The following is a 15,708-nucleotide window of genomic DNA, read 5'->3' as shown; positions in this document are numbered from 1 at the left end:
TGCCGGTGGCTCGGTGGGTCAGTGGCTCAGTGGGTGGGCTGCCAGTCCGGGCTGTAACCGGTGGTGAGGAGCTTGCGGCCGGCACCGGTCACGGTCGCCGTGAACACCCTCGGCCCGGCCGCGTCGTTCTCGAACACGATGCGGGTGCCGGTCGGGGAAAATCGCGGCTGCCCGTCATGGGCGACATGGGGAAATACGGCGCACGTGGACGGACCGGAGCACTCCACGATGTGCGGGGTGTCCGTCGGGGACCCGATCTCGGTGACCTGAGCCTGGTAGGCGATCCCCGTGCCGGACGGACTGAACGCAGGATCGGCGAAGTAGCCGTTCCCGTAAACCTCCGAGCCGATCTGGGCGACTTCGTCGATCTGCCCGCCGGTCACCTGATAGGTGAGCAGGTAGTGGTCGGAGGCGTCCGGCCAGTTGGACGAGTAGTAGGCGATGAAGCCGGTTTTCGACCACGCGATCGCTCCGTCGACGTTGCCGACCGCGACGCGGCCGTACTGCGGTTCGTCGCCGGCGTAGGTGGTCGGGGCGGCGTTGCGGGCGGCGGCCTGGACGTGGTCGAGCGTCCACGACGGCTGGAACTTGTTGATGCGGTATTCCGCGCACAAGGTGGTGCCGGGAATGCGGCACGGCCCGCCGAACGCGAGCGTCTTCCCATTCGGCGACCACGCGGGCGCGGCACCGGAGACCACCGTGTTGGTGACCCGTACCTTGCCCGTGCCGTCGGCGTTCATGAGGTCGAGGTACCGCTTGCCGGAGGCGGGTTCGTTGACGAACGCGATGCGGGTGCCATCCGGGGACCAGCGCGGCGCGTACGACCTGCCGGTCGCCGTCGTGGTCAGCTGCCGGACCCCGGTGCCGTCCGGATTGATCGTGTAGATCTGGTTGGCGCGGGCGAAGGCGACCTTGCCGTCGTGCACCGCGGGAGAGACGGCGCCCGCGGTCCCCGGGGTGACGGCGAGTGCAACAGCGAAAAGGAGACCGGTGACCACGGCGGCGACGAGCGGGCGGAACGCCGGCATGACCCTTCGGACCCCCATCCGCAAAAAGAGAAATCCCCCGAATATCTCGGGGGCTCTACGTGCTCCTCACCACCAAATCTACACGCTTCATTCTTGGCCGCTCCGCTATCAAGAACATCGCTCGAATTCAGCGACGGCCGAATATCACCGAAGAATTCGGCAGTAAAAAGGCATCGGTCCGAAAGGGGAAGTGGCAGCCGCACGGGAAAATGACCGAGGGTATGCGCCTGCTTACCGCGAGCCATCGACCATCTCGCCATCTGCTGCAGCAGGGAGCGCCCGGTGCTTGGATGAGAGGTATGGAAGACCTCGTGTTCGGCGTCCGGACGGCAGCATCTCCGCACGAGAGCGTGAAGGTCTTCATGCGTGGCGAGATTTATGCGAAGCGCTGGATGCAACGTCAAGGCGGGGTGTTGGTCTGTAAACCGTGGGCCGATCTTTTCGACTCCCAGCACCCGTGGCTCCCGGCCGGACCATCCGCAATTTCGCGACGCTCTCCCGACGGTGTTTGAGCCGCACCATTCCTTCCCGCAACCGCATGATCAAGAGGGGATTCGTACGGCGTTTTGCACCTCGATCCCCTCTTGATCTTCTGGTGGGGACGGCCGTGTCGACATCCACAGCCGGGCGATCCTGTGATGGTCCTGTGGACGCGACCCCGGCACCCGGGCGGCTCGCTTAGCGTCGTGGCGTTCGTCCGGGAGGCGCGCCATGTCCGATCACCCAACCATCCGTGTCCTACCGGATCACCTGCGTGCCCTCGGCGGCTCGGTCTCCCGGTGCGCGCAAACGGCGGCGTCGTCGGCCCGCGCCGTGCGCGGTCTGGCGGAACTCTCGACGTTCACGCCGGTCGGTCCGGCGCTGGCCGACTTCCGCATCGGCTGGTCCCGGCTGCTCGCGATCGTCGCGGACGACACGGCCCGCTGCGGGCTGGCCGTCCTCGCGGCGGCCGACGCCTGGGAGGCGCAAGAGGGTGCCCTGACCACAGCCCTGGCCAGGTCCGGCGGCCGGACCCCGGCCTGAGTGACGAGTCGTGGCCGACGATGCGGCGGCGACCGCCGCCTTCCCCTATCCACCTGACGACCCGGACGTCGTCGCGATGATCGCCGCGGCGGCCGCTGCCGCCGGATCCGACATCGCCGAACCCGCGCGTGTGCTCCACCTCGCCGCAGCCGCACCCGACCCGGGCTGGGACAGCAGCGACGGCCGCGCCGCCCTGGCCGAGCTGGCCGGGCTCGGCGCGCTCGCCGACGAGGCCGGTGATGCGCTGCTCACCGCCGGCGGCGCGCTACTCGGCTACCGCCGCGCCGTCCTGCACGCCCGCGCCGAGGTACGCCTGCTCCGCCGGTGCTACGCCGCCGCGCTCCTCGACGGTGACACCGCGACGATCGCGGGCCTGCACAGCCGGCGCCGCTGGGTCGACGTGGACCTCGCGACCGCCGCGTCCCGGACGGCGTTCGCGCTGCGCGAGACGCTGGGCCGCCTGGGCATCACTGCGCCGGTCGCGATCACGTCGGCGACCATCGACCGCCTGGCGGTCGCCCGGCTCCCGGCATGGGCGGCCGGCACCGCCGCCGCGGAGGCGGTCCAGGCCGCGCGCCGACTCGACCCCGACCGGCGGCCGCGCCTGCGGCCCGAGCAACGCGCGGCCGTCATGTCGGCGTACCAGGACCGGGCCGACGACCCGGTCTTCGCCACGACGCTGCTCGCCACGCTCGGTCCGGCCGGTTTTCGTGCCTTGCTCACGTCGGACGTCCCCGAGGTCTACGACGCCCGCGAGCAGTCGACACTCGACCGCGTCTTCGGTTTCCTCGGCTCGGCGCTCGCGGCGGCCGGCCGCGATCCCGCCGCCCTGCCGCCGGGCTGGCTCGGCGGCCTGCTGGAGGGCATCGACCGGCCCGACCAGCACGCGCTGCGGATGGGCCTCGGACTCGCGCTCCGGCACGGTCGCTACGGCAGCGCGGCGCTCGAGACCATCGTCCCGGCGATGCTGGCCGCCGACGGCGACCACGGCTACAGCATCCAGCAGCCCCGCGACGACCCGGTCGCGGGCGCGCTCCACGCCCTGTCGACCGACGGCACGGCGGCCCGGCGGGTGCTCGGGCGACCCGGGATCGTCGCCCATCTGCTCGCCCGCGCCTGGCCCGACGACGGCGGCGCGGCCCTCGGCACCGCTCTGGCTGCGACCTACGCCGCACACGACGCGACCGCCAGCCGCATCGCCGAGACCACGGTGGCCGCTGTCGGCGCCTCCTACCGGTCGATGCCGGTCGGCGTCTCGCCCGGCCTCGGGCGGCTGCTCGGTCACTACATCGACGACGTCAACCAAGGGCTGATCGACCGCTCGATCGATGCGGGCACCGAGATCGACGAGGCACCGCCGCGGCTCGGCGCAGGCCCGCACCCCCGCTTCGACCGGATCGCTCTCGCCCGGGCACTCTTCGTCACGATGCACGCCGAGCGCGGTACGGCGACCCTCTTCGCCCACCAGTTCGGCTACGCCCAGGCGCTGCTCACCGCGGTCCGCGGCGACGGCCGGGCCGGCCCGGCCCGGCCGCTCGCCAAGAACTACGGCCGGCTGTCGGCACTGCACCAGATGGCGCTGACCGATGCAGCGCGACGTGCCGACATCGACGAGCAGGCCCGCCTGCGCAACCGGACGGTGTGGCTCCACCTGGCCCAGATCGCCGTCGGCATGATCCCGGGCCCCGACGTCGGGGTCGTCATCGGAGCGGCGCGGGGGTTCGCGGTCTCACGGGCCGCCGATGCTTTGCTGTCGCGCTACTACACCCACCCGCTCGCCACGCACGCCGCCGCCCGCCGGACTGAAAGCCGCGCCATCGGTGCCGCCGAGGAGCGGGCCTCGAAACTGCTCGTGCACCGCCTGCTGGAGCAGACCGCGGCCGGCAGCGCGATCGGCAGGACGCTCGGGCCGGCCGAGGTCAGTGACGCCTTCCAGGCCGGGCAGCGCGACGCCGATGAGTATCTGCTCCCCGACGCGGCCGGTTCCGGCGGATAACGTCAAGATCCCGGAAGATTCAGCGATCGTAGGTCCGTAAGTTTCTTCTCAAGCTGCCCGGGGCCCCCCGGGCCACAGAGGAGGAACTCGACATGACCGAGCGCACCCTAGGGGTAGGCGTCATCGGTGCCGGCGGCATTTCGCGCTTCGCCCATCTGCCCAACCTCAAACGGAATCCCCGAGTCGACCTCGTGGCCGTCGCCGACATCGACCCGGCGAAGGCCAAGCAGGCCGCCGACGATTTCGACATCGCGCACTCCTACGGCAGCTACCAGGAACTCCTCGACGACCCCAAGGTCGAAGCGGTCACCGTGACCACCTGGCCGACGGCGCATGCCGAGCCGGTCATCGCCGCGGCGAAGGCGGGCAAGCACATCCTGTGCGAGAAGCCGATCGCCCCGACGCTCGCCGAGGCCGACGCCATGGTCGACGCGGCCGAGCAGGCCGGCGTGAAGTTCGCGATGGGTTACCAGCACCGGTTCGGCACCGGCCTCCCGCTCGTCCGGCGGCTGATCGACGAGGGTGTCGTCGGGCGCCCGATGGGCATGACGCAGGTCGGCCTCGGGCCGTCCGCCCACCGCGTGCCGTGGTTCCTGAAGAAGGAACTCGCCGGCGGCGGCGTACTCATGGACTGGGGGATCTACACGGCGCACACGATCCTGTGGCTGATGGGCCCGGTCGAGAGCGTCTATGCCACCAGCGCCATCTTCCGGCCGGACGTCCAGGTCGGCGACGAGCTGCTTACCGACGTCGACGTCGAGGACACCGTCATGGCGACCATGCGGTTCCGCAGCGGCGCGATGGGTTCCTGGTACGCCGCATGGGCGGTGGCGGCCGGTCACCACTCCATGTCCATCGACGGTTCCGAGGGGTCGATCCTGACCCGCCGCGAGTCGCCGGGGATCCACGTCTTCAGCAACACCTTCGGCGAGCCGGCGCACGTGCGCGGGTGGCGGCACATCACCACCGTCGAGCCGCATCTGAGCGAGCTCCACTACCGGAAGCTGGCACACCTCGTCGACGCCGTACTCGACGATCAGCCCCTGCAGCTCACCGGGGCCGACGGGCGCGATGCGCTCGCACTCGTCGACGCGGTCTACCGGTCGGCCGACAGCGGCCAGCCCGTCGACCTGTCCCGCGAGCGAGCCGGCAGCGGCATCAGCGCCGCATAGCAACCCTCGTCCGACCGATCCGTGAGGAGAACCCTGAGCATGGCCACATCATCCCGTCGAATCCGCCTCGCCTTCGTCGGCGGTGAGCACCTGCACTTCAAAGGTCTGCTCGAATCGGCGCTGAAGAGCCCGACCACCGAGGTCGCCGGCATCTCGATAGCCGACCAGGAACTGCGCGAGTTCTTCATGAAGGAATATCCGGACGTCGCCGCCTTCAGCACGTCGGACGAGCTCTACGACAAGGCACGACCTGAGGCGATCGTGACGTGCGCCGACAACCGGCGGGCCGCCGAGGTCGTCGCCGACGCGGCCGTGCGCGGCGTCCACGTCATGAAGGAGAAGCCCATGGCGGCCGACGTGGCGCTCGCCGAGCAGATGGCGACGACGGCGGCCCGCCACGGCGTTCGGCTGATGGTGAACTGGCCGACCAACTGGCGGGGCGGCATCCACACCGCCAAGAAGCTGGTCGACCGGGGCGAGATCGGACGGGTGCTCGGGATCTATCACCGCGCCGGTCACGGCGGTCCCCCGCAGGACTTCGCCTCACGCGGCCCGATCAGCCGGGTCGGCTGGGGCTGGCTCATCGACCGGGAGACCAACGGCGGAGGCGCCGCCGTGGACTTCTGCTCCTACGGCGCCGCGATGTCGAGGTGGTTCATGGGGCAACCCAGCCATGTCGTCGCGCACGGCGGACGGTACTCCAAGGACTTCTTCACCGTCGAAGACACCGGAACGATGATCCTCGGCTATCCGCGCGGGCACACAGTGGTGGAGGGCAGCTGGACTCAGCCGGCCGTGCCCGTACGCATGCCGACCGTGATCTACGGCGAGGACGGCGCGATCGCGCTCACCGGCCCCGACGAGGTCAGCGTGGCCAACAGGGGGACGTCCGGCGAGCGGGTGTCCACAGAGGCGCAGACGATCGTGGCGGAGCCGCTGCCCGCGCACTACGCGTCCGGACCCGACTACTTCACCTACTCGCTCCTGAACGACGAGCCGTTCGAGGGGATGGTCTCGCCGCAGCTGGCCCGGGACACCCAGGAGATACTGGACGCGGGACTGGCGTCGATGGCGAGCGGCCGGCAGATCGGTCTGCCGCTCGCGACCTTCGCCGACTGACACCGCACACATCGCGCACACCGAGCAGGAGCACTGATGCTGAACCCCCAGGTCACACCCGGACCGTTCACCGAGCTCGACAAGTTCGTCTTCGAATCCTGGGGGTACTTCGTGATCCCCGGCGTACTCTCCGCCGACGAGGCGGCGGAGTGCTACGAGGCGTCCGAGCGGCTGCACAAGGATCGCGACCGCGCATTCGGCCAGCTGGGACGGGGCTACGAGACAGAGCCGAGCCTGGAGCGCCTCATCGACCACCCTGCCGTCCTGCCCAAGGTGCGCGGACTGTACGGCGACCGCTTCCTGCTGCAGGCCAGTTGGAACACGATGCAGCCGGCGCACGCGGGCGTCGGCGGGTGGCACCAGGACGGGTCGAGCGCCTACAACTTCAACCAGGTCGGCTACCCGGTGCCGCTCATCCAGCTGCGGGCGTCGTTCCTGCTCACCGATCAGACCGAGCCCGGCATGGGCAACATGGAGCTCATCCCGGGAAGCCACCGCAGCCAGGTCGCGCTTCCGGAGGAGATCCGCCAACAGAAGGGTGATACGCCGATCGGGCACGTCATCTGTGCGACGGCGGGCTCCGTGCTCCTCTTCCACAACGGGGTGTGGCACCGCACGTTCCGGCACGACGGCGACCGGGACCGCTACACCGCGCACTACGTCTACAGCCCGCCGTGGGTCAGGGCCGCCGACCGCTTCGACAACTCTGACGACTTCCTGAAGCGCACGACACCGATGCGGCGCGCGCTGATGGGCCCGTTCGACCGGCCGGACGCGCCGTTCGGGGCGAGCTACGAGCCGTTGCCGTTCGGGTAGCCGCGGGGCGGGCGGCCCGCAGCTCAGAGCCCGTAGTGCTGGTCGATCTCGGCCTGGTAGCCGGCAACCACTCCGGAGCGGACGTCGTCGACCCGCACCGGGCCGCCCGCGAACGACGATTCCAAGATCGCGTAGGCCATCGCCAGATCGGTGATCCCCTCGTCGGCACTCGCCTCCATCTGCGATCCCGTCGCGATGGCGCGCGTGAAGTCGAGTAGTTCGAGGCCGAAGGCATCGGTGAGGCCGCCGGGAAAGAGCGTCTCCTGCAGGGACGGGGGCGCCTTGGCCGTGAGCAGTTCGGTCGCGTTGCCGATCGGGCCGGTGTCACCGGACACCTCGGCGCCCTTGATGGAGCCCGCGTCGCCGTAGATCACCGGGCTGGCGTCGAGTCCGGACCGCTCGCCACGCCCGGCCCAGCTCGAAAAGGTGCTGCCGACGGCTCCGCCGGCGAAGCGGAACTGCGCGAGGTAGAGGTCTTCGAGTTCGTTCACCACCGTCGCGGTCGGGTCGTCGTCGCGGCGGACCGGCTCGAGGATCTTGGTGAGCGCGCTGATCTCCTCGATCGGCCCCATGAGGTAGCGGATCTGGTGCATGAGGTGGACGCCGTGGTCGAGGGCGGGGCCGCCGCCGCCCTCGATCTTGCGGTGCCGCCAGGAGGTGTGCGCGACGATCCGGTCCGGCGCCCATTCGCCGCCGACGCCTCCGGACAGCCACAGCTGGGGCGTGCCCACCAGCCCCTCGTCGAGGACCCAGCGCAGCGCCCGGGTCCGAGTCGAGTAGCGGATGTTTTCGGCGACGCCGGCGACCAGCCCTCGGCGCCTTGCCTCGGCGGCGATGGCGTGCCCCGCCCGCACCGAGATGGCGAACGGCTTCTCGAGGAGCACGTGCTTACCGGCGGACAGCGCGGCGAGTGCGATCTCGTGGTGCAGGCCGACGGGCGCGAGCACCAGTACGGCGTCGACGACGTCGGCGTCGAGCATGCTCCGCCAGTCGTCGAAGACCTCGGGGAGCACGTCTGGGTGGAGGTCACTCACGTAACGGTGCGGGGCGCCGAGCGGATCCATCTCATTGCTCGATGCCGGGCTGCGCGGCGGAGGTCCCTCGCCCCGTAGCCGGAACATGACGGCGTCGTCAATCCGGCGGGCGCACAGCGCGGTGATCCGCACGGGATCGAATCCGACCGCCTGCAGACCGGCGATCCCGCGCAGGTGCGCGGGCAGGATGCGGGCGCAGCCGACGATTCCCAGACGGATGGGGCGATCGGTTGGTGAGATCACACTGCTTGGTGTCACAGGGCTTGATGTCACAGGGCTTGATGTCACAGGGCTCGCATTCCTAGTCGGTATTGGCGCGGTGTCTGTCCGCAGGTGGACCGGAAATGGTCGTAGAACTGGCTGACCGAGCCGAAGCCTGCGGCGAAGGCGACATCGGCCATGTTGGCCCCGGTAGCCACGAGGAGCCGCTGCGCCTCCGCGATGCGGTAGCGGGCCAGGTATTCGGTGATCGTGTGGCCGATCATCGACCGGAACAGCCGCATCGCGTACTGCGGCTGCAGACCGACCGCCTTCGCCACGTCGGTCACGCCGATCGGCTCGTGGAAATGGCTGACGATGTAACGCACCATCGAGGAGACGACCTCGAGTCCGCGCCGGCGGATGGCGACGGGAGCGGTCCTCGCCTCGCCCGTGGCCGGCGCGAGATCAGGCGCGATGCGCTGCAGCCATGCGGTGATCTCGAGCAGCATCGCCATGCGGTCCGCGCCGTCGACCGAGCCCGAGTCCACATCCCACTGGACGAACTTGCTCTCCATCGCGACCAGATCGACGTCGGCCGACAGAACCTGGCCGGCCAGGAGCCCGGCCACGAGGTGCCCGGGCAGATCGCAGGACAGCAGGAGCCCCAGCGGAACCATCACCCGGCGCAGGACCACTCCGGAGCTGCGCCGCTCCAGGTTGTGCGGATAGGTCGCCCAGAAGATCGTCATCTGGCCGGGCACGAGCGGCACCAGACGACCGAGATGGTGGTAGTGGGCGCACTCGTCGCCGTCGACGAGCACCATCTCGAGGTCGTCGTGGCAGTGCGGCGCCACCATCGCATCCGCGATCTCGCGCCAGCAACGAATCCGGAGGTAATCCGGAGCAGTCGACTCGCGGATCCCCGTCACGAATAGGAAATCATGCCCCTGTTCGCGACGAGCGTCCAGAGCAGGGCTATTTCAGCAGCCGGGACAGCCGTCGGTCGGCGAGCAGTTGACCACCGGTCTGACACGTCGGGCAGTACTGCATCGACTTGTCGGCGTAGGAGACTTCGCGCACCGTGTCGCCGCACACCGGGCACGGCAGACCGTTGCGCGCGTGTACGGCGAGCCCCGAGCGCTTCTCCGCCTTGAGCGTCGCCGCCTTCTGGCCGGCCGATCGCGCGACCGCGTCGCGCAGGGTGCTCGAGATCGCGTCGGCGAGCACGATCGTCTCGTGCTCGCTCAACTTCCCGGCCGACTTGAACGGCGACAGCCGGGCGGTGTGCAGGATCTCGTCGGAGTAGGCATTGCCGATGCCCGCGATCAGCGACTGGTCGGTGAGCACCCCCTTGAGCTGGCCACGCTGGCCGGTGAGCAGCGCGGTGAGCCGTTCGGTGGTGAGGTCCAACGCGTCGATGCCGAGCCGGGCGATACCGGGCACCTCGGCCGGGTTGCGCACGACGTAGGCGGCCAGTCCCTTCTTCGTGCCCTGCTCGGTCAGGTCGAAGCCCGAGTCGTCGTCCAGTCTGAGGCGCAGTGCCAGCGGTCCCCTCCCGGGGCGGGGCGGAGCCGGCGGCAGCTTCTCCCGCCAGTGCAGCCAGCCGCCGCGGGCGAGGTGGACGACGAGGTGCACGCCGCTCACGTCGAGATCGAGAAACTTCCCGTACCGGCCGGCTCCGGTCACCTCGAGCCCGGGGAGCGCGGACAGCGGCGGGTCGAAGGTCTTCAGCGCGCTGATCGCGACGAGGTCGGCGCTCGCGACGACCCGGCCGACCGCGCGTTCGCGCAGGAAGCCGGCGAGCGCTTCGACTTCGGGGAGTTCGGGCACCCGACCAGTGTGGCACCCGCCGGACCGATCCGCCGTAACGGAATCCGCCCGTCCCCGTCGCCGCTACAGGTCGGCCAGGGTGGCCAGGGCCGCGGTCGACAGCTCGATCCTCGCGGCGCCGATGTTCTCCTCGAGGTGGTCGATGGACGACGTACCCGGGATCGGGAGCATCGACGGTGACCGGGCGAGCAGCCAGGCCAGGGCCAGCTGCCCGGGGGTGGCGTCATAGGTGCGGGCGACGTCGGCGAGCGGCCCGTCCGGCGCGGCGAGCGACCCCACCTCGAGCGGGAACCACGGGATGAAGGCGATCTTCTCGTCGGCGCAGTAGTCGACCACCGGGTCGTGCGTCCGGTGGGCGAGGTTGTAGCGGTTCTGCACGCTGACGACCTCGACCAGATTCCGGGCCTGCTCGATCTGGGCGACGGTCACCTCGGACAGGCCGATGTGGCGGATCTTGCCCTCGCCCTGCATCTCCTTGAGTACGCCGAGCTGGTCGGCGAGCGGGACGGTCTGGTCGATGCGGTGCAGCTGGTAGAGGTCGATGCGCTCCAGCCCGAGCCGGCGCAGGCTCATCTCCACGCACTGCCGCAGATATTCGGGGCGGCCGAGCGGGTGCCACTCCTCCGGGCCGGTCCGCACCAGCCCGCCTTTTGTGGCGACGGTCACCCCGTCGTAGGGGTGCAACGCCTCCCGGATCAGGTCCTCGGCGACGGCCGGGCCGTAGGAGTCGGCGGTGTCGATGAGGTCGACGCCGCGCTCGACCGCGCGGCGCAGCACCGCCCTGGCCGATTCCGGGTCGACGGGCGGGCCCCAGATCCCTTGGCCGGTGAGGCGCATCGACCCGTAGCCGAGTCGGGTGACCGGAAGGTCACCGCCGATGGCGAAGGTCCCGCTGGACGTGGCGGGGCCGGCGGGGGTCGGAGCGTTGTCCGTGGTCACGCGGGTCCTCTTCTCGATCGGATCGAACGGGGAATCAGCCGGCCGGGCGCACGTCGACGTCGTCCGCCTTGACGAAGCCGATCCGGTGGCCGAGTTGGATCTCCAGGTACCTGTCGTGGCCGACGACGTCGGTGTGGTCGCCCGGCAGGCTGGAGTCGATGGTCTTGGCGTAGTAGTAGTCGGTGGGCACCGGCCCGGTGGTCACATAGGCCTGGCCGGGCTGGATCACGTATTGCAGTGGTACGACGTCCTGCACCGGGATCGCGGCCGGATACGCCGACGCCTCAGGATAGGCCCGACCGTAGACAGCGACCGAATCCCGGCCCGGCTTCGGTACGACGACGGCACTGGACGAGGGCACGGACGCCCGGTCGCCACCCGCGGGGTCGGCGAACCATGCCTTGACGCCGTCCCACCAGATCGCGGTCCAGCCGGGTTGCCGGTCGGCCACCACGAACTGCTGGCCGGCGCTCGCCTTGTCGCCCCAGTCGGCCGCGCAAGAGGTGCCCGGCCCGCTCGCATGCAGGGCCGGGTCGGAGACCAGCGGCGAGGTGGCGTCCGGCCCGGTGTGCAGGTAGACGAAGCTCGACGCCTGCGCCGGCACCGGGGCAGGGGGTTTGACCTCGCAGTCGGTCACGGTCTGGGTGTTGTGCGCGAAGACCGGGTCGATCGTCACCACCGGGCTGCCGGGACCCCCGGTCGGCCGGATGGGCCGGCCGAGCAGCGCCAGGTAGTGGCCCCAGTCCCAGAACGGGCCCGGGTCCCAGTGCATCCCGGCGACGGTGGCCGGGGTGGTGCCGGGCACGTTGTCGTGACCGATGATGTGCTGCCGGTCGAGCGGCACGCCGAACCGCGCGGCGAGGTAGCGGACCAGCCGGGCGGAGGAGCGGTAGAGCGGCTCGGTGAACCACTGCGCGCCCTGGACCGCGAAACCCTCCTGCTCGATGCCGATCGAGTGCACGTTCACGTACCAGTTGCCGGCCTGCCAGGCGACATCCCTGGTCGGCACCATCTGGGTCACCAGGCCGTCCGAGGACCGGATCACGTAGTGCGCGCTCACCGAGTTCGCCGGGTTGGTGAACGTGTTGAGCGTCGACGGGTAGGTCTCCTCCGTGTCGTGCAGCACGATGTGGTCGATGCGCATCGTGTGCGGCCGGTCGGCGAGGTCGTAGTTGCCGTACTTGGTCTTGTCCTGCGGATCGTTCGATTGGTACGCCGCCGGTACGACGTTGCAGCGCAGGTCGGGCGGGCATTCCGCCTTCGGTGCCGGCGCGGCGGCGCGCAGGTGCAGTCCGGCCGCGCTCCCCGTGTCCGGCCGGGCGTGCGGCTCAGCAGCGAGCGTCAGGGCCTGACCGTCGGCGGTGGTGCGGGCCGCGCCGGTACGGATCGTGGCGTAGACGTCGTCGGCGAAGGTGGTCGCCGCTGCCCGGGCCGGGGTGTCGGCGTAGGCCGCGACGGCGCCGTACCAGCCGGCGACGGTCGACGGCAGCCGTCCGTGCCCGAGCGAGCGGGCATCGTGGGCGAGCAGGGCCGCGCCGGCCCTGATGTTCGCGGCGTCATCGGTGCGGGCCGCGGATCCGGTGACCCCGGCGAGATCCGCCGCGGAGGTGAGGGTGCGGGCGGACCGCGGTACGGCGCGCCCGTCGCCCTTGGCCGTCGGTGCCGCTGCCGGGAGGTCGGTCAGGGCCATCACGCCGTAGGCTCCGGTCGTGCTCGGGGCACCGCCGTGCTCCTCCCACCGTGACTCGTTGTAGGCGACCGCGAGCAGTACTGCCGCGGGCACCCCGGTTGCGCGGGCGGCCCGGGCGAAGGCCTGCTGCCGCTCGCCGGCGGGTGGCGCGGCGGACCGCGATGCGTCGCCGGTCCGGGCGGCGGCAGGAACGGCCATGAACAGCGCGGCGGCGACCGCCAGGGTCGCCGCAGCGGCCAGGCCGACGGTGCTACGGCGGTGACGCACGCTCATCCTGCGGGCTCCGTCCCGCCCGGGCACCGGCAAGTCCCGCTGGATGGCTCGCTCTGGTTGCGCCCGGACGGCTCAGCAATCTACGCCTGATCGGAGCCGACGGAGTTCAGCACGGACGACGGATTTGCCGGAGCCGGAGGGAGCGGACTACCGCGCGAGGGCCGCCGACCGGCCTGCGGCGGTGGCGCGGATGTCCAACTCGCGGTCGACGCCGGTGAGCCGGAAGAGCCTTCGGGCCGCCGCCGTCGGACGGATCAGGGTCAGCTGACCGCCGGCCGCCCGGAGCGTCTGATGGGACCGGATCAGGACACTGAGCACCGAACAGTCCAGAAACGTCAGTGCATCGAGATCGAGCGTGATCCGCCGGTGGCCGTCACGGCGCAGCCACTCCACCGTCTCGTCGAGCAGCCGGGCGCTGGACGCGTCGAGCTCGCCGTTGACGGAGATATGGCTCTGGCCGCGGTCGTTGCGGATCTGCAGGTCGACAAGGGTCATGTCCACCGACTGCGACGTCGATGTGATCTCGGACTGCATTCTGTGGGTCCCCCGCGCCGTCGAATGTTTCTCGCGGCTGCCTGCTCAACCTCCGTCGACGCTACCCGGACACCTGGAGACGCGCAGCCGGATCACCGTGCCGGTGGGGGTGGACCGGGTCTCGACGAGATCGCAGAGTTGGTTGACCAGCCACAGACCCCGGCCGTTCTCGTCGTTGCGCAACGGGTGGACGCGGCCGGCGAGCGGCTGGTCGATCCGGCCGGCGTCGTGGATCTCACCAACCAGATCAGCCGCGTCCGGCCAGATGCGCATCCTGCCGCCACCTCCGCCGTGGCGCACGCTGTTGGTGGCGAGTTCGTCGACGGCCAGCACGAACTCGCTCGCACGGCAGTCGGAGAGGCCGAAGTCGGCGGCGATCCGATTCGCGAAGGCCCGCACCTCGCGGAGTCGGTCCAGGTCGAACTCCATCTCGAAGGGCGCGACGGGGGGCTCCGGCAGCGGCCGCTCATTGATGGCGCGCCAGCCCTCGGATCCGGTGTAGGAGCGGCTCTTCGTCGTGGTCTGGTCGCTGCTGACCACCTCGGGATGACTGGCGTAGGCCGCCGCGATCACCGACGAGTCGAGTGTCTCGAGGTCGTAGGGGCACATGAGTGTCATCGGCTCGTGGGCGCCGAAGGCCTCGTTGAGCAGTGATTCGTGTCCTTGGCACTCGGCGAGCTCGGCAGGCGTGCGACCCGCCCAGATCGGCTCGCCGATCCCGCGCGTCCGCCGGCCATCGGCGGTGGAGCCGACGAACTCGCGCCAGGCCGGGATGATCCGGGCCGGATTGCGGCCCACCTCGGTCATGTCGGCGTAGGAAACCCGGGGGTCGTGCCCGTCTACGGCCGACCGCACCAGATCGATCTTGGTGCCCGGCACCATCACCAGCACGCGCTCGTCGGCCGCTAGTCCGGCGTGGATGAAGGACGCTGCGGCGTCGCGGAATTGGTCGGATCCGGCGTAGAGGAGGGCCTCATGGCGAAAGCCGGTCGCGCGCATCGGCGCTTCCGACTGCCATACCGTGCTCACCCCGTGCCCCCCGGTCACCGCTTTCCGACACGGAGCAATGCGAAATCTGTCCGTGCTGCGGTACCGCTTCCGTTCTGCCCAATTCGGTGGAAGATAAACGGGCCACGAAAGAAATTCGCGCAGATTTCACGGATTCCACGACAGCGCGGACAAAATACTTAGGCGAGGTCAAACGCCAGCGTCGCCGGCAGAGCTCCCTCGAGTTCGAGCAACCACCGCTTCACCTCGAGTCCGCCGCCGAACCCACCGAGTCCGTCGGCCGCGACGACGCGATGACAGGGCACGACGAGCGGGATCGGGTTGGACCCCATGATCGATCCGACCCCGCGGGCGGCGTGCGCTCCGAGCTCGGCGCCGTAGGCACCGCTGCGGACCGCCAACTCGCCGTAGGTGGCGGTGGTGCCGTATCCGACGGTTTCCTGCAACGACATCAGGACCGTGCGCTGGGTCCCCGATGTCAGTGACCAGTCGACCGGCACGGTGAAGTCCGTGCGGTCGCCGCCGAGATATTCGGTCACCTCCCGGCACACCACCCGGGTCCGGTCGCGGTCGCCGATCAGGTCCGCACCCACCCGGCGCGCGGCCACCGTCAACCACCGCAGGCCGTCGCCGAAGCCGACGTAGACGACCCCGGCATCGGACGTGCCGATCGTCAGCTCCCGGATGGGGGCCGGCACAGGCAGGATCGACCAGGCGATCGAGCGGGGCGCGGGCGAGCAGGTCACGGGTATGTCGTCGAGCTCAGGCCTGGTCGGTGGACGCCGGGGTGTCGAGGCCCACCGGGCAGGAGACGCCGGTTGCGTTCACCGGGCAGTAGCCGTTGGGAACCTTGAAGAGGTACTGCTGGTGGTAGTCCTCGGCGTAGTAGAACGGGCCGGCCGGGGCGATTTCGGTCGTGATGGCGCCGTATCCGGCGTCGGCGAGCCGCTTTCCGTAGACGTCACGCGACTTCTCCGCGCTCGCCCGCTGCTCGTCGTCGGTGTAGTAGATCGCCGACCGGTACTGACTGCCGACGTCATTGCCC

Annotated in this window: 16 protein-coding genes; 6 read left to right on the top strand and 10 right to left on the bottom strand. The window is 70.3% G+C overall.

From position 1 onward, the window contains the following. Window positions 1-26 precede the first annotated feature (26 nt). Window positions 27-1,028, bottom strand: a complete 1,002-nt coding sequence (locus VGH85_21320) for a hypothetical protein (protein ID HEY2176356.1) — start codon at window positions 1,026-1,028, stop codon at window positions 27-29. 59 nt (window positions 1,029-1,087) lie between these two features. Here VGH85_21320 and VGH85_21315 point away from each other — a divergent pair, with 59 nt between their 5' ends. The 6 genes from VGH85_21315 (at window position 1,088) to VGH85_21290 (ending at window position 7,154) form a co-directional block, all read left to right on the top strand. Continuing rightward, window positions 1,088-1,540 (top strand): hypothetical protein, encoded by a 453-nt coding sequence (locus tag VGH85_21315; protein HEY2176355.1) that lies wholly within the window; start codon window positions 1,088-1,090, stop codon window positions 1,538-1,540. 199 nt (window positions 1,541-1,739) lie between these two features. Then, window positions 1,740-2,051, top strand: a complete 312-nt coding sequence (locus VGH85_21310) for a hypothetical protein (GenBank protein HEY2176354.1) — start codon at window positions 1,740-1,742, stop codon at window positions 2,049-2,051. Between the two features lie 10 nt (window positions 2,052-2,061). Beyond that, window positions 2,062-4,047 (top strand): hypothetical protein, encoded by a 1,986-nt coding sequence (locus tag VGH85_21305; GenBank protein ID HEY2176353.1) that lies wholly within the window; start codon window positions 2,062-2,064, stop codon window positions 4,045-4,047. Window positions 4,048-4,139: 92 nt separating this feature from the next. Beyond that, window positions 4,140-5,219, top strand: a complete 1,080-nt coding sequence (locus VGH85_21300) for a Gfo/Idh/MocA family oxidoreductase (GenBank protein HEY2176352.1) — start codon at window positions 4,140-4,142, stop codon at window positions 5,217-5,219. Between the two features lie 39 nt (window positions 5,220-5,258). Then, window positions 5,259-6,338 (top strand): Gfo/Idh/MocA family oxidoreductase, encoded by a 1,080-nt coding sequence (locus VGH85_21295; protein ID HEY2176351.1) that lies wholly within the window; start codon window positions 5,259-5,261, stop codon window positions 6,336-6,338. A 36-nt stretch (window positions 6,339-6,374) separates the two neighbouring features. Next, window positions 6,375-7,154: a phytanoyl-CoA dioxygenase family protein gene (locus VGH85_21290; GenBank protein ID HEY2176350.1), complete on the top strand. Its 780-nt coding sequence runs from the start codon at window positions 6,375-6,377 to the stop codon at window positions 7,152-7,154. 23 nt (window positions 7,155-7,177) lie between these two features. Here the strand turns inward: VGH85_21290 and VGH85_21285 are convergent, their stop codons facing one another. The 9 genes from VGH85_21285 to VGH85_21245 form a co-directional block, all read right to left on the bottom strand. After that, on the bottom strand, window positions 7,178-8,431 hold the full coding sequence (locus VGH85_21285) for a Gfo/Idh/MocA family oxidoreductase (protein ID HEY2176349.1): 1,254 nt from the start codon (window positions 8,429-8,431) through the stop codon (window positions 7,178-7,180). A 41-nt stretch (window positions 8,432-8,472) separates the two neighbouring features. Next, complete coding sequence (locus VGH85_21280) at window positions 8,473-9,318, bottom strand: helix-turn-helix domain-containing protein (GenBank protein ID HEY2176348.1); 846 nt, start codon at window positions 9,316-9,318, stop codon at window positions 8,473-8,475. A gap of 46 nt (window positions 9,319-9,364) precedes the next feature. Further along, the gene (locus VGH85_21275) at window positions 9,365-10,219 is read right to left on the bottom strand and encodes a DNA-formamidopyrimidine glycosylase family protein (GenBank protein HEY2176347.1); all 855 of its coding nucleotides are present in this window, start codon (window positions 10,217-10,219) and stop codon (window positions 9,365-9,367) included. Window positions 10,220-10,282: 63 nt separating this feature from the next. Further along, on the bottom strand, window positions 10,283-11,158 hold the full coding sequence (locus VGH85_21270; protein HEY2176346.1) for an aldo/keto reductase: 876 nt from the start codon (window positions 11,156-11,158) through the stop codon (window positions 10,283-10,285). A 34-nt stretch (window positions 11,159-11,192) separates the two neighbouring features. After that, window positions 11,193-13,121, bottom strand: coding sequence for an N-acetylmuramoyl-L-alanine amidase (locus VGH85_21265; GenBank protein HEY2176345.1), 1,929 nt, complete (start codon window positions 13,119-13,121; stop codon window positions 11,193-11,195). A 147-nt stretch (window positions 13,122-13,268) separates the two neighbouring features. Further along, the gene (locus VGH85_21260; protein ID HEY2176344.1) at window positions 13,269-13,655 is read right to left on the bottom strand and encodes an STAS domain-containing protein; all 387 of its coding nucleotides are present in this window, start codon (window positions 13,653-13,655) and stop codon (window positions 13,269-13,271) included. Window positions 13,656-13,700: 45 nt separating this feature from the next. Then, entirely contained in the window at window positions 13,701-14,684 is a 984-nt protein-coding gene (locus VGH85_21255; protein HEY2176343.1) for a sensor histidine kinase, read from the bottom strand. 158 nt (window positions 14,685-14,842) lie between these two features. Next, window positions 14,843-15,361 (bottom strand): methylated-DNA--[protein]-cysteine S-methyltransferase, encoded by a 519-nt coding sequence (locus VGH85_21250; protein ID HEY2176342.1) that lies wholly within the window; start codon window positions 15,359-15,361, stop codon window positions 14,843-14,845. Between the two features lie 64 nt (window positions 15,362-15,425). After that, window positions 15,426-15,708, bottom strand: a 283-nt coding sequence (locus VGH85_21245) for a peptide-methionine (S)-S-oxide reductase (protein ID HEY2176341.1), incomplete at its 5' end; no start/stop codon positions are given.

The organism is Mycobacteriales bacterium, assembly GCA_036497565.1.
Taxonomy (GTDB): Bacteria; Actinomycetota; Actinomycetes; order Mycobacteriales; family QHCD01; genus DASXJE01.
The sequence above is the reverse complement of the archived record's forward strand: the minus strand, read 5'-3'. Positions and strand labels throughout refer to the sequence as shown.

Coding starts and splice junctions, on each gene's coding strand:
- VGH85_21320 (HEY2176356.1), bottom strand. CDS start 1,028: ATGCCGGCGTTCCGCCCGCTCGTCGCCGCCGTGGTCACCGGTCTCCTT.
- VGH85_21310 (HEY2176354.1), top strand. CDS start 1,740: ATGTCCGATCACCCAACCATCCGTGTCCTACCGGATCACCTGCGTGCC.
- VGH85_21300 (HEY2176352.1), top strand. CDS start 4,140: ATGACCGAGCGCACCCTAGGGGTAGGCGTCATCGGTGCCGGCGGCATT.
- VGH85_21295 (HEY2176351.1), top strand. CDS start 5,259: ATGGCCACATCATCCCGTCGAATCCGCCTCGCCTTCGTCGGCGGTGAG.
- VGH85_21290 (HEY2176350.1), top strand. CDS start 6,375: ATGCTGAACCCCCAGGTCACACCCGGACCGTTCACCGAGCTCGACAAG.
- VGH85_21265 (HEY2176345.1), bottom strand. CDS start 13,121: ATGAGCGTGCGTCACCGCCGTAGCACCGTCGGCCTGGCCGCTGCGGCG.
- VGH85_21260 (HEY2176344.1), bottom strand. CDS start 13,655: ATGCAGTCCGAGATCACATCGACGTCGCAGTCGGTGGACATGACCCTT.